Consider the following 14,378-nt stretch of genomic DNA (forward strand, 5'->3'; position numbering starts at 1 on the left):
TCCGCGAAGGCGAAAAATTGGCGTAAACTGAGAGTCTATGGAACACATCCACATCAAAGGGGCGAGGGAGCACAACCTCAAGAACCTGGATCTCAGCCTGCCGCGCAACCAGCTGGTGGTGATCACGGGGCTGTCGGGCTCCGGCAAGTCCAGCCTGGCCTTCGACACCCTGTACGCGGAAGGCCAGCGCCGCTACGTCGAGAGCCTGTCGGCCTATGCCCGCCAGTTCCTCGACCAGATGGAAAAGCCCGATGTGGACAGCATCGACGGTCTCTCCCCGGCCATCTCCATCGAGCAGAAGACCACCAGCAAGAACCCCCGCTCCACCGTGGCCACGGTGACGGAGATCTACGACTACCTGCGCCTGCTCTTCGCCCGCACGGGCAAGCCCACCTGCGTGGCCTGCGGCGAGCCCATCGCCAGCCAGACCATCCAGGAGATGGCGGACCAGATCCTGGCGAAGCCCGAGGGGACGAAGCTGCAGATCCTGGCGCCCGTGGTGCGGGGCCGCAAGGGCGAGTACAAGAAGCTGCTGCAGGACCTCATGAAGCGCGGCTACATCCGGGCCCGCGTCAACGGCCAGATGCTGGACCTCACCGAGGGCATCCCCGACCTGGACAAGCAGAAGAAGCACACGCTGGAGGTGGTCATCGACCGCCTCAAGGTGAGCCCCGCCATCCAGTCGCGGCTGGCGGACAGCCTGGAGATCGCCTGCAACCTCGCCGAGGGTTCCGCCCTCGTGGACCTGGATGGCACCGAGCGCCTCTTCTCCTCCAAGCTGGCCTGCAACAACGCCAAGTGCGCGAAGTTCGGTCTGGGCCTGCCGGACCTGGAGCCGCGCTCCTTCTCCTTCAACACGCCCTACGGCGCCTGCCCCACCTGCGACGGCCTGGGCTTCAAGCGCCAGTTCGCCGAGGAGCTCATCGTCCCCAACCCGGCCCTCTCCATCAACGAGGGCGCCATCCAGGCCAGCGGCTGGAAGAGCGTCAGCGACGACGGCTGGCGCTCCCAGATGCTGGACCAGCTGGCCCGCAAGGCGAAGTTCAGCCTCGACACCCCCTGGAAGAAGCTTCCGGCGGACATCCGCCGCCTGCTGCTGTACGGCACCGAGAAGGAGATGCGGTTCACCTACGAGGGCAAGAAGAGCCGCTACGACTTCGTCCACCACTTCGAGGGCATCATCGGCAACCTGGAGCGCCGCTACCGGGAGACCACCAGCGAGGAGATCCAGGCCGAGCTCGAGGAATCCATGCAGGTCATCCCCTGCGAGGCCTGCGAGGGGCGGCGCCTCCGGCCGGAGGTGCTGGCGGTCTATGTGAGCGGCCGGAACATCGCCCAGGTGGTGACCCAGAGCGTGCGCGAGGCCCGGACCTGGTTCGCCGGTCTGGCCCTGGAGGGCAAGGACGCCGTCATCGCCGAGAAGGTGCTGAAGGAGATCCGCGAGCGCCTCGGTTTCCTCGACGACGTCGGCCTCGGCTACCTCACCCTGGACCGCAGCGCGGCCACGCTGTCCGGCGGCGAGGGCCAGCGCATCCGCCTGGCCACCCAGATCGGCTCCAAGCTCCAGGGCGTGCTCTACGTGCTGGACGAGCCCAGCATCGGCCTCCACCAGCGGGACAACCTGCAGCTCATCCGCACCCTGAAGGAGATGCGGGACCTGGGCAACACCGTGCTGGTGGTGGAGCATGACCTGGAGACCATCCTGGCGGCGGACCACGTCGTGGACATGGGCCCCGGCGCTGGCGAGCATGGTGGCCTCGTGGTGGCCCAGGGCACGCCCGACGAGATCGGCCGCACGCCCGGTTCCATCACGGGCGACTTCCTCTCGGGCCGGGACGCCATCCCCGTGCCCCGCACCCGGCGGAAGGCCAAGCGCGGCCACCTCTCCGTGGTGGGCGCCGAGGAGAACAACCTCAAGCAGGTGGACGCGGACTTCCCCATCGGCCTCTTCACCTGCGTCACGGGCGTCTCGGGATCTGGCAAGAGCACGCTGGTGAACGAGATCCTCTACAAGGCCCTGGCCAACCAGCTCCACCAGGGCGTCCACATCGTGGGCAGGCACAAGGCCATCAAGGGCCTCGAGGCCGTGGACAAGGTCATCGACATCGACCAGGCCCCCATCGGGCGCACACCGCGCAGCAACCCCGCCACCTACACCGGGCTCTTCACGCCGCTGCGCGAGCTGTTCGCCCAACTGCCGGAGAGCAAGGCCCGCGGCTACGCGCCGGGCCGCTACAGCTTCAACGTGAAGGGCGGCCGCTGCGAGAAGTGCGAGGGCGCCGGCGTCCTCAAGATCGAGATGCACTTCCTCCCGGACGTCTACGTCACCTGCGAGCAGTGCAAGGGCAAGCGCTACAACCGCGAGACCCTGGAGATCCACTACAAGGGCAAGAGCATCTCCGAGGTGCTGGACATGACCGTGGAGGAGGCGCTGGAGCTGTTCGCGCCCATCCCCGTGCTGGCCAACAAGCTGCAGACCCTCGTGGACGTGGGCCTGGGCTACGTCCGCCTGGGCCAGAGCGCCACCACGCTGTCCGGCGGCGAGGCCCAGCGCGTGAAGCTGGCCAAGGAGCTGAGCAAGCGTCCCACGGGCCGCACGGTCTACATCCTGGACGAGCCCACCACGGGCCTGCACCTCAAGGACATCCAGAAGCTGCTGGAGGTCGTGAACCGCCTGGTGGAGACGGGCAACACCGTCATCGTCATCGAGCACAACCTGGACGTCATCAAGACCGCCGACTGGATCCTGGACCTGGGCCCCGAAGGCGGCGGCGAAGGCGGCCGCGTCATCGCCGTGGGCACCCCCGAGGACATCGCCAAGCGGAAGACGAGCGTGACGGGGAAGTACCTGGCGCCGTATCTGAAATAGAAGCAATAAATCGGAATCTCAGGTTGGTGAAACTCTGCTTATAGAGCCGCTGACAGATGCGTGTTTATTTCCCGTTGGCGTGAAATGAAGCCACGACCTTCAGGCCGTCTGCCAACTGGTATAGGTCTGTCAGGTCGCTGATCGACGTCTTGGTTTCGGCCTTCTGAATATCGAAAATTCCAACACTCTTGTTTTTGGAGTTGAAGTAGAAACGGCAGATCGGCTTGCGGTTGTTGTCATCACACAGCACCGCGCAGTAGCTCTGGGCATCTCGAATGGCGATTCGTTTCGGCTCCACGACTTCTCGGAGAATCGCCCTCACGATGTAGAAAGCTTCCCACTCCTCTGGGGTGGTGATGATTTTGTCTTCCGGCTCCTGAAGGGCCACGACAGGCTCAGGGAGTTCTTCAGGATTTGGCCCACTGCTAGTCATGGCGACCTTCAGTCGATCGTTGATCTTATCGTTGACCAATTGCTGGAACGCTCGTTTCGTCAGAGATGCGAACTGATCCTTTATGGCTTGAGTCATTCGGCCACTGTAGACCTTCCCTGCGAGTAGGCGCACGAACTCCTCGGAGGGAGCGTGAAGCTGCTCGTTGAGGACGCGCTGAATCTCTTTTGTGTATTTGAGATCTGTTGCGGTCGAAAGAATGTTGTTGATGTCGAAAGTTGCTTTAGTAAATTTCTTCAGCTCTTCCGCTTCCTGGTCCTTGAAATCAAGCAGGTTGAACTCCAGAAATGGCTTTGTGTCCATCATGTTGGGTTGATCGAGGTCGGTGTAGAAGAAGTAGTTGATACCATTTGTCAAGACACCAAAACGGGCCTCGGTAACGGTGAAGTAGCGAAAAAGCTGGGTCGCAGTGATTTTGCCCAGATCCGTCCCGTATTTTTTGCACTCCATGATGATGATGGGTTTGCCCTCCCGGAGGATGGCATAGTCCACCTTCTCTCCTTTTTTTACTCCTACATCGGCTGTAAGTTCGGGTCGAACTTCAAGTGGATCAAAGACATCGAATCCCAAGGCTTTGATGAAGGGCAAGACAAGAGCATTTTTAGTAGCCTCCTCTGTCTGAAGGTGCCCCGCTTGATTGGGTACGCGGGACGCAATCAGTCGAATCTGATCAAGAAAGTCCATAGGTGACTCCATGAATGTCGAGTCAAAATGAGATAATCAAGGTAATCACAAACGCATATCTGTATCAATTAATCACGTCATCTTATGAGCTGTGCAGCACGAGGTAGATGGCCAGACTCCGCCAGCGCCTCTCAGCGCCGCCCGCTCTCCCAGATGATCTCGTCGGTGGCCTCGCCGTTCTCCACCGTCTCGTGGGCGCCTTCCTCGAACACGGCCCAGAGGGCGTCCAGGCGCTTGCGGCGGAAGCGGGGGTTGGGGATGGTGCGCTCCAGGGCCTCCCTGGTGGCGGGCGGGTGGGCGAGGCGGGCCATGAGCCAGCGATTGCCCAGCTCCATGACGGCGGCCACGTCGCCCTCGTTCCCCCAGGCCCAGCGCAGGGCCGTGAGCTTCCTGGCGCGCTCCACGGCCAGGTCGCCCAGGTGCTTCACCTTCTCCACCACGGGGTCGTGCTTGGGGGGGGCGTAGGCGCGCACGCGCTTGAGCAGGTGGCGCATCTCCTTGGGCAGGGCGGCGAGGCGGGGGCCGATCTCAGGGTGGTCGCGCTTGGTGTCGGCTTCGTCGGCCAGGGTGCGCAGCAGGGGCAGCAGCAGGGCGGCGTCGCGGCTGGCGTAGCTGATCTGAGTGTCGCGCAGGGGGCGCAGCATCCAGTTGGAGTCCTGCTCCTCCTTGGGGATGTCGAGGCCCAGCTTGAGCTTGGCCATGGTCTTGAGGCCGGGCTGGGGATAGCCCAGGGTGCGCGAGAGGAGCATGGTGTCGAAGATGCTGGCGGGCACCACGTCGTAGAGGCGCTTGAACACGATGCCGTCGCCGGAGAAGTCATGGACGATCCAGGGGACCTGGGCCATGGCCTGGAGCGCTGGGCGCATGAGGTCGTCCAGGGCCAGGGGATCCACCAGCCAGGCCCGGTCGTGGGTAGCCACCTGCAGGAGGGCCAGCACGCAGTGGTGCACGCCGGTCAGGCTGCACTCGATGTCCACCGACAGCACGCCCGCCGCGTGCCACAGGGGCAGCGCCTCCTGCAGCTTCTCGGGCGTATCCACGTACGTCGTGGGGAGGTCGAAGTGGTCGAGCACCATCCGGCCAGTATGGCAGTCCGGTACCATGTACCTCCGTCACGATCTGCGAGGCTTCATGAACCGCTCCCTCTTCTGGACCACCTTCGCCACCGTCTTCCTCGCCGAGGTGGGCGACAAGACGCAGCTCGCGGCCATGACGGCCACCGTGCGCAGCGGCCAGATCTGGACCGTGTTCCTGGCCGCCAGCGCCGCCCTGGTCTGCGCCACGGCCATCGGCGTGGCCGTGGGGGGGGTGCTGTTCCGGTACATCCCCGAGGCCGCCATCAAGTGGGCCGCGGGCCTGGCCTTCATCGCCGTGGGCCTGTGGGTCCTGATCAAGGGCTGATCAATGGATGATCAGCCGCGCTTCAGCGTGAGGATGGCGATCTCGGGTTTCGCGGCGATGCGGAGGGGGAGGCCCACCACGCCCAGGCCCCGGCTCACGTAGAGGAAGTCGTCGCCTTCGCGGTAGAGCCCGTCCGTGCGGGGGCCGATGAGGTGCGCGCTGCTGACGCCGGGGATGGGGTTGATCTGGCCGCCGTGGGTGTGGCCCGAGAGCGTGAGCCGCGCCCCGGCCTCCAGGGCCCGCTCCCACTCGCTGGGGCGGTGGTTGAGGCAGAGGCGGAAGGCATCCGCCGGAAGGTCGCGGGCGGCCTCTGAGGGCCGGGGGCCGGGTCCGAAGACCATGCGCCGGAAGCGCCCGTTCCGCGCCATGGGGTCCTGGAGGCCCACGAGGGCCAGGGTGCCACCCCCCCGCCGGACCAGGGCCGAGGTGTTCTCCAGGCAGCGGATCCCGGCGGCCTCGAGGTCCCGCCAGATGGGGCGCGGATCGTCGAAGTAGTCGTGGTTGCCCAGCACGGCGAAGGTGCCCAGGGGCGCGGGGAAGCCGCGGAAGGCCTCGATGACCGGAGCCAGCTCCTCGGGCACGCTGTCCACCAGGTCCCCGGTGATGAGGAGGAGGTCCGGGCGCTCCCGGGCGGTGAGGTCCCGCCAGCGCCGCACCAGGTCCGGCCCGACGAGGGGCCCCGAGTGGAGGTCCGAGAGCTGGGCCAGGCGGAGGCCGTCCAGGCCCGGCGGCAGGTCCGGGAAGGCCAGGGTGCGCCGCGTGATCTCCGGGTCGCCGTAGGCCTCCCGCGCCCCCGTGGCGCCGAAGGCCACCGCGGCGCCGGTGCTGGCGAGGGCGGCGGTGCGCAGGAAGGCCCGCCGGCCCGGGTCTACGGCCTCCCCCGGGGGCTCGGGCAGGTGGCGGCTGCGGAGGTGCCAGAGCCCCTCCGCCACCATGCCGCCCACCAGGTGCAGCACCGTGAAGGCCTGGAAGTAGAACCCGCCCCGGGCCATGCCGCGCAGGAGGGGCAGCGCGTCGTGGCCGCCCAGCCCCAGGATGCGGAGCCCCGCGAAGCCGATGAGGGGCACGTGGACGAGGACCAGGATCCAGGGCAGCTTCCGGTGGAAGCGTCCGGGCAGTTCCAGGCGCAGCAAGCGCAGGTGCAGCCACTGGACGAGGAAGATGAGGACGAGACCGATGAGGAAGAGCATCAGGATTCCAGGGTAACCATCACGGCCGCACGATCACGCTCAGGGTTCCCACCGTACGGTCCTTCATGGCCCCATCCAAGGGGCGGTGGATCCCCAGGGTGAAGGAGAGGTTGCCCGCCAGGCGGCGCAGCACGTCCATGGGCAGGCCCAGGGCGCGGCTGTCCAGCTCGAGGCCCGCCACCCGCTGGGCCGCGGGCCGCGGATCGGAGGCCTGCCAGAGGGCCGCGTGCTCCACGTAGGCGCGGAAGGGGCCGAGCCCCAGGTCCGCCCGCAGCCGGCGCAGCCGGTCGCCCGTGGCGGTGTAGGCGGGCAGGGCCGCCTGGACCACGCGGTTGGCGTCCAGGGGGGTGGGCAGCAGGGAGGTGCCCACGCCGCCCAGGTGGAAGCGGTCCAGGCCCGTGGGATCGCCGCCCAGGCGGCCCGCCTCCAGGCGCACCGTGAGGGGCGACCAGGGATTGATCCAGCCCACCGTGAGGGTGGCCCGAGTCAGGTCCCAGGTCCGGCCGTCCGTGCGGCCGTGCTGCTCCCTCGCGTCCAGCGCGACGCGGAGCCCGTGGCCGTCCCGGCTCCAGAAGCTGCCCAGGCCGGCCTCCAGGCCCCAGAGGGCGCGGTCCACAGGGGTTCCGCCTTCGGGCGTGACGCGCTCGTAGGCGGCCACGGGGCGGAGGTGGGAGCGGGGCCGGCCCAGGTCCTCGCGATCGAAGGCCAGCGCCAGGCCCCGGCGTTCCCGGTCGAAGCCCACCACGGGGGCGAAGCGCTGGCTCGAGGGGCGCTCCAGGAGGGAGAAGGCCTGGAGGGAGGGCGCCCAGCGCCAGGCGCGCCAGGCCGCGCCCGCCATGGCGCCGCGGGGGCCTGCTCCGTCGCCGAGACCCGCCAGCACCTGCCAGTTCAGGCGGCCCAGGATGTCGTTCCCCCCCAGGCCCAGCTGGGCGCTGAGGCCCGAGGGCGTCGCGCTGTAGCCCGCCAGGGGGAAGGTGCCGTGGCTCTCGGCCACGCGATAGGGATGCGGCTCCACGGAGACGGGCGGCGGCAGGGGGATGGGCTCGTCCGCCTTGGGGAGGATCTGGTCCTTCACGAGGGCGGCCGGATCCTGGGGCAGGGGCTTCGGCTCCAGGGGCGGCAGGGTGGCGTCCAGGCGGCGGATCTGGAGGCCCGTGGCGCTCATCTGGGTGTAGTAGATCCAGCGGCCATCCGGCGTGGCCACGGGGTTCCAGGCGGCGGCCAGGGTGCGCGTGAGGGGCCTTCCCGACGCGTCCACCAGGTTCCAGATGCCCTCCACCTCCTTCCAGCCCAGGGCCGATGACGCGGGAGCCGCCGGCGGGGCGGGTTCAGCGGATACGCCCTTTCCCAAGGTCCACCGCCGCCCCTCGGGGCGCAGCACGCCCTCCTCGTCGGGCAGGCGCAGCTGGAAGGCGATGGCGTCCGGGGCCACCCAGGTGGGCTTCCAGGGCAGCGCGCCGTGGATGGGGCCCAGGCGCCGGGCGGGCGGAACGACGGGCGCCACGGGGGCATGGTCGGCGGGCTCGCCGGGCTCGGGCTTGGCGGCCCGGGGCGGCGCCTTCAGGTCCCAGACGTAGAGCCCTGGCTTCCGGGCATCCAGCACCCGGGCCAGGAGCCTGGTGCCGTCGGGGCTCAGGGCCAGGTCCGTGGCCCAGCCGTTCAGCTGGGTGACCAGCTCGCCTTCGCGCAGGCCCTGGGCCCGGGCGAAGCGCTCCAGCTCCAGGGCCGTGTGGGTGAGCTCCGCGCAGAAGCGCTGGTAGCCGGTCTTGGGGCCGAAGCCGAAGGTGGCGGTGAAGGCCGCGTCGAAGTCGCGCCGGCCCGCCAGCCGCGTCCAGAGGGTCTGGAGGACCTTCGGATCGGCGGCCTTCGTCTCGAGCCACTCGAGGTAGGCGCTGCCCGCCAGGTAGGCCAGGCTGCCGCCCAGGAACCCCTCGGTGCCGCTCAGGGCCTCGTAGGTGGGCAGCCGGCCTTCGAGGGCCCACTGGCGCAGCACCGCGGCCCGGAAGGGGCTGTGGGGGCGGCCGCTGCCCGTGAGCTTCCCCTCGATGAGCGTGGCGTAGCCCTCGGTCACCCAGCGGGGGGACTTCTCCGCCAGGGGCCCCAGCGCGGCGGTCCAGCGCCGCCAGAGGCTGGGTTTCCGGTCCGGACGCAGGAGGTGGTGCATGTGGCCCAGCTCGTGGGCCAGCAGCAGCTCGGCCCAGCCCCGGTGGTGGCCGATGGGGGAATCCGCCTCGGGCGCAGTGCGCCACAGCACCACCTGGGGCCGCTGGAGGATGGGGTAGGCCAGCCCGTTGGCCTCCAGGACGGGATCCAGGATCAGGATGTCGATGGGCTTCCCGGGCTTCTCGTAGGCGAACCCCACCAGCCCCAGGTACTGGGCGTGGACGCCCTCCACGCGGCCCGCCACCTCGCGGCCGAAGGCCTCGAAGGCCGCCGGGCAGTGGATGCGGTAGTGCGCGGTGGCGAAGGTGAGCCAGGGGGCGTCCGGGGCCTGGATGCGGGCGGGCGGGGCCGCCTGGAGCAGGGCGGGCAGACAGGCCAGGACGGGCGGCAGGGTCCGGGGACGCATGCCCCAGTGTGACCAGGACGGTGACGGAGATCACTTTTTGAGACGTCATCTCAAATTTATCCTTGATTTCGACGATCGGTCTTATGAGACTCATTCTCATGTCGACCAAATCCGCCCCACACCTCCTGGTGGCCGCCCTGGTGGCGGTCCAGGGGGTGGCGGCGCCCAAGGGTCCGATTCAGGACCGCCTGGCGCTCGCCATGGGGACCGAGCTGCGCCTCCACCTGGAGGGCCCGGGCTCCGGGCCGGCTTCGGAGGCCGCCCTGGCGGAGGTGGCCCGCATCGAGGCCGCCTGCTCCACCTGGGATCCCGCCTCCGCCTGGAGCCGGCTGAACGCGGCCCAGGGGCGCCCGGTGGCCCTGGACGGCGAATGGCTGGACCTGCTGGACCGCATGAAAGGCTGGCAGGGCCGCACGGAGGGGGCCTTCGATCCGGTGCTCATGGCCCTCCTGCGGGCCTGGGGGGTGCGGGAGGGGGGCCGCACGCCAGATCCGGCGGCCCTGGCCGCAGCCCGCCGCGCCTCCGGGGCCGGCCTGCTGATCCTCGACCGCGCCGCGGGTACCGCCCACTTGGCTCAGTCCGATGCAGGCCTTGAGGAGGGCGGCTTCCTCAAGGGCTACGCGCTGGATCGCATGCGGAAGACGGCGGGCGCGCCGGCGGGCCTGCTGGATTTCGGCGGTCAGCTGCTGGCCTGGGGCCGGCCCGTGGAAGCCTCCGTGGCCGATCCCCGGGACCGCCGCCGGGCCCGCCTCACCCTCTCCCTGCGCGACGCCTCGCTGGCCGGCAGCGGCACCTCCGAGCGGGGCCGCCACATCCTCGATCCCCGCACGGGGGAGCCGTGCCCCGCCTGGGGCAGCACCGCGGTGGTGGCCGCGGAAGCCCTCACGGCGGACGTGCTCTCCACGGCCCTCTACGTGCTGGGCCCCGACGCGGGTTCCGCCTGGGCCGAGCGCCGGGGCGTGGCCGCCGCCTTTCTTCTCCACGACGGGACGGTCCGGATGACCCCGGCCTTCCGATCCCTCCACCCCACCCTGATTCCCCAGGAGTCCCGATGAAGTCCCTGCTCACCCCCCTCATGTGCGCCCTGCTGGTCGCGCCCGCCTTCGCCCAGGAGAAGCCCGACACGGACAAGCGGCCCAGCGCTGACCAGAGGATCGCCGACCTGGAGCGCCGCCTGGACGCCATGTCCCGGGAGCTCGAGTCCCAGAAGGCCGGCAGCGCCATGCCCGCCGCGCCCGAGGAGGGCCGCTTCGGCCTGGGCGGCGGCGCCAGCAAGGTCTACGCCGTGCCCTCGGGCCTCAGCATCGGCGGCTACGGCGAGTTCCTCTACGAGAACAAGGCCGCGACGCTCGAGGATGGCAGCCACGTCGGCACCGACAAGAAGCTCGACGCGCTGCGCTTGGTGCTCTACACCGGCTACAAGTTCACGGACCGCATCGTGTTCAACTCGGAGATCGAGTTCGAGCATGGCGGCTACAGCGATGACAAGCCCGAGGGCGAAGTGGTGGTGGAGTTCGCCTACCTGGACTTCCTGATCAACAAGGCCTTCAATGTCCGCGCGGGCCAGATGCTGGTGCCCATGGGCTTCATTAACGAGTTGCATGAGCCCCCGGCCTTCCTGGGCGCCCGTCGGCCCATGGTGGAGCGCACCATCATCCCCGCCACCTGGCATGAGAACGGCGTGGGCGTCCACGGCGACCTGCCCGGCCACCTCACCTACCGCGTCTACCTCATGAACGGTCTGGACGCCTCGGGCTTCGGGGCCTCGGGCATCCGCGGCGGTCGCCAGGCCGGCAAGGAGGCCAACGCCCAGAGCCTGGCCTGGACGGGCCGCCTGGACTGGACCCCCATTCCCGGCGTGCTGGCCGGCGCGAGCTTCTACACGGGCAACAGCAACCAGACCGGCATCGGCGAGGCCCTCACCACCACCGTGTGGGACGCCCACGCCGAGTACCGCGCCCAGGGCCTGCAGGTCCGCGGCCTCTACACCCGCAGCACCAACACCGCCGGGGCCGTGGCGGCGCTGGATCCCGCCGATCCCGCGCGCAAGGTGGGCACCAAGCAGTGGGGCGGCTACCTGGAGGCGGGCTACGACCTGCTCCGCGGCGCCAAGCAGGCCCTCATCCCCTACGTGCGCTACGAGCGCCTGGACGCCCAGCAGGAGGTCGTCGAAGGCGTGGCCGTGAGCGGCGCCCAGGACCGCACGCTGCTGACCACCGGCGTGGCCTACAAGCCCATCCCCCAGGTGGTGGTGAAGGCCGACTGGACCCGCGACGAGAACCGCGCGAACACGGGCCGGAACCAGTTCAGCCTGGCCCTGGGCTACACCTTCTGAGGCCGTCCATGATCCGCGTCCTGGCCCCCCTCGCCTTCTCCCTGCCCCTCTTCGCCGCCCTGCCCACCACGCAGGAGGCGCTGGCCCTGGCCTTCCCGGGGGCGCAGTTCACCCGCCGGGAGTTCGTGCTCAGCGAGGCCCAGGCGGGCCGGGTGAAGGCCCTGGCCCAGGGGGATCTGCCGGGACGCTGGACCGTGGCCTACGAGGCCCGGCGGAACGGAACCCTGGTGGGTGTCGGTCTCTTCGACACCCACCGGGTCCGCACCCTGAACGAAACGCTGCTGGTGGCCCTCTCGCCGGAGGGCCGCATCCTGCGGGTGGAGGCCGTGGTCTTCCACGAGCCCGCCGAATACATGGCGAAGGAGGCCTGGGTGAGGCAGTTCGAGGGGAAGGCCCTCGATCCCCAGCTCAGCCTCAAGGGCGCCATCCGGCCCCTCTCCGGCGCCACGCTCACGGCCCATGCCATGACGGATGCGGCCCGCCGCTGCCTGGCCCTGCACCAGGTGCTCTACCGGGAGGCGAAATGAGCGCCTGGGAGCGCTGGAGTCTGCACCTGGCCGCCTTGGTCACGGCGGGCACGGGGCTCATGGATGGCCTGCTCCGCTGGTTCGGCATGCGCATGGGCGAGTTCGGCCCCGAGCCCCATCCCTGGCTGCCCGCGGCCCAGCACCTCCACGTGCTCACCGCGCCCTTGCTCCTCTTCGCCCTGGGCATGACCGTGCGGGGCCACCTCCAGGCCAAGCTGAAGCGGGGCTCCGAGGGCCGCCGCACGGGCCTGGGGGCTGCCTTCCTCATCGCCCCCATGGTGCTGTCGGGCTACGCCGTGCAGGTGGTCACCGGTCCCGCCTGGCGCACGGCCTTCAGCTGGGCCCATGGCCTCAGCGCGGGCCTCTTCCTGCTGGCCTACCTAGGCCACCTGTTCATCCCCCACGCCCAGGTCGAGCTGCGGGCCTCCACCGAGCGGCGGGCCAGCTGAGAGCTGATAGCTGATAGCTTTGAAGCCCATGGCCAAGATCCGCGTGCTCCCCGACCAGGTGGCGAACCAGATCGCCGCTGGGGAGGTCGTGGAGCGCCCCGCCTCGGTGCTGAAGGAGCTGGTGGAGAACGCCCTGGACGCGGGTGCCCGGCGCATCGAGGTGGCCTGGGAGGAGGGCGGCAAGCGGTTGCTGGAAGTGGCCGACGACGGCTCGGGCATGGCCCGGGACGACCTGTACCTGGCCCTGGAGCGCCATGCCACCAGCAAGGTGCGCACGGCCGAGGACCTGGGCCGCCTGGCCTCCTTCGGCTTCCGGGGCGAGGCCCTGCCCAGCATCGCCAGCGTGAGCCGCTTCGACCTCACGAGCGCCGAATCGGAGGGCGCGGGCCACCGCCTGCGCTGCGAGTTCGGCGTGATCAAGGAAGTCGTGCCCACCCCACGCAGCCGGGGCACCACCGTCACCGTGCGCGACCTCTTCGCCCAGCTGCCCGCACGTCGGCGCTTCCTGAAGTCCACGGACACGGAGCACGCCCAGCTCTGGGGCGCCGTTGCGCGGCTCGCGCTCAGCTCGCCCGGCGTTCACTGGACCATCCGCCCCGACCGTGGCGCGCCCCTGGTGCTGCCGCCCGTGGAGGACGCGGGCCAGCGCCTGGCGCCCCTGTTGGGCGAGAAGCTGGGCCGCCTGGTGCCCTTCGTGAACGGCGAGCTCCCCTGGCGCCTGCGGGGCTTTGTCTCGCCGCCGGACCTCAGCTTCCGGGACCGCAACCACCTCTACCTCTTCGTGAACGGCCGGGCCGTGCGGGACCGCCTGCTGCTGGCGGCGTTGTCGGAAGCCTGGTCCGGCACCTTCGCCAAGGGCTCGTACCCGGCGGCCGTGCTCTTCCTGGAGCTGCCCCCCGAGGCCGTGGACGTGAACGTCCATCCCACCAAGGCCGAAGTCCGCTTCCGTGAGCCCCAGCGGATCTTCGCCTGGGTGCGGAACGCCGCGGAGGAGGCCTGGTCGAAGCTGAGAGGCGGTCTGGCCTCGGTGCTGGAGCTGCCGCCCAAGCCCCTGGAGGCCGAGTTCGAGCTGGATCCCTCGCGGCGCGCGGCGCCCCAGCATCCGCGCCTCTGGGGCGAGTCCGGCGCGGGCGCCTACCTGGCCCTGACGGAGGCCTTCCCGCCCCGGGCGGCTGAGCCCGCCTACGCCTACGAGGCGCCCGCGGCCCCGGCGTCCGTAGACGGAATCCGCTACCTGGGCGCCTTCCAGCAGACCTACCTGCTGGTGGAGATCACCGGCGGCTCAGGCCCGGAGCTCTGGATCGTGGACCAGCATGTGGCCCACGAACGGGTGCTCTTCGAGCGCCTCTTCCTGCGCCGCCACGCCCCCGCCATCCAGCCCCTGATGCCGCCCCGGGTGGTGCAGCTGGGGCCCGAGGCCCTGGCCCGTCTCATGCCCTTCCTCTCGGAGCTGGAGGCCGCGGGCGTGGAAGCCGAGCCCTTCGGGGGCGACGCCTTCGTGGTGCGCGGCCTGCCGGACTTCCTGGCGGACCGCGATCCCCAGACCCTGCTGGAGGACCTGCTGGCCCGCCTGGAGCGGGAGGGCCGCGTGGACCTGGACGTCTTCCGCCGGGACCTCAACGCCGAGCTGGCCTGCCGCGCCGCCATCAAGAAGCACCACGCCCTGCCCCCGGACCTGGCCCTGGGCCTCATCCGCGACTTGCTGGCCTGCGAGGTGCCGAACACCTGCCCGCATGGGCGGCCCATCCTCAAGAAGCTCACGCTGGAGGATCTGGAGCGCAGCTTCGGCCGGCGGCTGTAGGGCCTACTTGTAACTGCCAAGGAGGTTGTTCATCCGGGTTGAGCTGGGAAGCTGTTGTTACCACACAGCGGCTTTCGCAGAGGCAACCCGGATGAACCTCCA

General features: G+C 69.6%; 11 protein-coding genes. 7 read left to right on the top strand and 4 right to left on the bottom strand.

What is annotated here, in order from left to right:
• The first annotated feature begins 37 nt into the window (after positions 1 to 37).
• The gene (uvrA, locus tag G398_RS0108050) at positions 38 to 2,869 is read left to right on the top strand and encodes an excinuclease ABC subunit UvrA (protein ID WP_026853218.1); all 2,832 of its coding nucleotides are present in this window, start codon (positions 38 to 40) and stop codon (positions 2,867 to 2,869) included.
• A 64-nt stretch (positions 2,870 to 2,933) separates the two neighbouring features.
• Here the strand turns inward: uvrA and G398_RS0108055 are convergent, their stop codons facing one another.
• Both G398_RS0108055 and G398_RS0108060 read right to left on the bottom strand, forming a co-directional pair.
• Positions 2,934 to 4,004 carry a type I restriction endonuclease gene (locus G398_RS0108055; protein WP_026853219.1) on the bottom strand — a complete coding sequence of 357 codons (1,071 nt, stop codon included), beginning with the start codon at positions 4,002 to 4,004 and terminating at the stop codon, positions 2,934 to 2,936.
• A 131-nt stretch (positions 4,005 to 4,135) separates the two neighbouring features.
• Complete coding sequence (locus G398_RS0108060) at positions 4,136 to 5,107, bottom strand: ribonuclease D (RefSeq protein ID WP_084512257.1); 972 nt, start codon at positions 5,105 to 5,107, stop codon at positions 4,136 to 4,138.
• A gap of 28 nt (positions 5,108 to 5,135) precedes the next feature.
• Here G398_RS0108060 and G398_RS21055 point away from each other — a divergent pair, with 28 nt between their 5' ends.
• Positions 5,136 to 5,405: a TMEM165/GDT1 family protein gene (locus G398_RS21055; RefSeq protein WP_026853221.1), complete on the top strand. Its 270-nt coding sequence runs from the start codon at positions 5,136 to 5,138 to the stop codon at positions 5,403 to 5,405.
• 11 nt (positions 5,406 to 5,416) lie between these two features.
• On the opposite strand, the gene G398_RS17150 is transcribed toward G398_RS21055, so the two are convergent.
• Together G398_RS17150 and G398_RS0108075 are read right to left on the bottom strand one after the other, a co-directional pair.
• Positions 5,417 to 6,595: a metallophosphoesterase gene (locus tag G398_RS17150; RefSeq protein WP_052571682.1), complete on the bottom strand. Its 1,179-nt coding sequence runs from the start codon at positions 6,593 to 6,595 to the stop codon at positions 5,417 to 5,419.
• Between the two features lie 19 nt (positions 6,596 to 6,614).
• Positions 6,615 to 9,164 (bottom strand): TolB-like translocation protein, encoded by a 2,550-nt coding sequence (locus G398_RS0108075; protein ID WP_026853222.1) that lies wholly within the window; start codon positions 9,162 to 9,164, stop codon positions 6,615 to 6,617.
• Between the two features lie 98 nt (positions 9,165 to 9,262).
• Here G398_RS0108075 and G398_RS0108080 point away from each other — a divergent pair, with 98 nt between their 5' ends.
• Genes G398_RS0108080 through mutL form a run of 5 tightly spaced genes read left to right on the top strand, consistent with a single transcriptional unit; the run spans position 9,263 to position 14,276 of the window.
• Positions 9,263 to 10,219 carry an FAD:protein FMN transferase gene (locus G398_RS0108080; protein WP_026853223.1) on the top strand — a complete coding sequence of 319 codons (957 nt, stop codon included), beginning with the start codon at positions 9,263 to 9,265 and terminating at the stop codon, positions 10,217 to 10,219.
• On the top strand, positions 10,216 to 11,499 hold the full coding sequence (locus tag G398_RS0108085; RefSeq protein WP_026853224.1) for a porin family protein: 1,284 nt from the start codon (positions 10,216 to 10,218) through the stop codon (positions 11,497 to 11,499). The genes G398_RS0108080 and G398_RS0108085 overlap by 4 nt, the downstream gene beginning before the upstream one ends.
• Positions 11,500 to 11,507: 8 nt before the next feature.
• A complete protein-coding gene (locus G398_RS17155) occupies positions 11,508 to 12,026 on the top strand; it encodes an FMN-binding protein (RefSeq protein ID WP_052571683.1) in 519 nt (172 codons plus the stop codon).
• Positions 12,023 to 12,475 carry a hypothetical protein gene (locus tag G398_RS0108095; RefSeq protein ID WP_026853225.1) on the top strand — a complete coding sequence of 151 codons (453 nt, stop codon included), beginning with the start codon at positions 12,023 to 12,025 and terminating at the stop codon, positions 12,473 to 12,475. Before G398_RS17155 ends, G398_RS0108095 begins: the two co-directional genes overlap by 4 nt.
• Before the next feature lie 28 nt (positions 12,476 to 12,503).
• A complete protein-coding gene (gene mutL / locus G398_RS0108100; RefSeq protein WP_026853226.1) occupies positions 12,504 to 14,276 on the top strand; it encodes a DNA mismatch repair endonuclease MutL in 1,773 nt (590 codons plus the stop codon).
• Positions 14,277 to 14,378 lie beyond the last annotated feature (102 nt).

Source organism: Geothrix fermentans DSM 14018 (assembly GCF_000428885.1).
Lineage (GTDB): Bacteria > Acidobacteriota > Holophagae > Holophagales > Holophagaceae > Geothrix > Geothrix fermentans.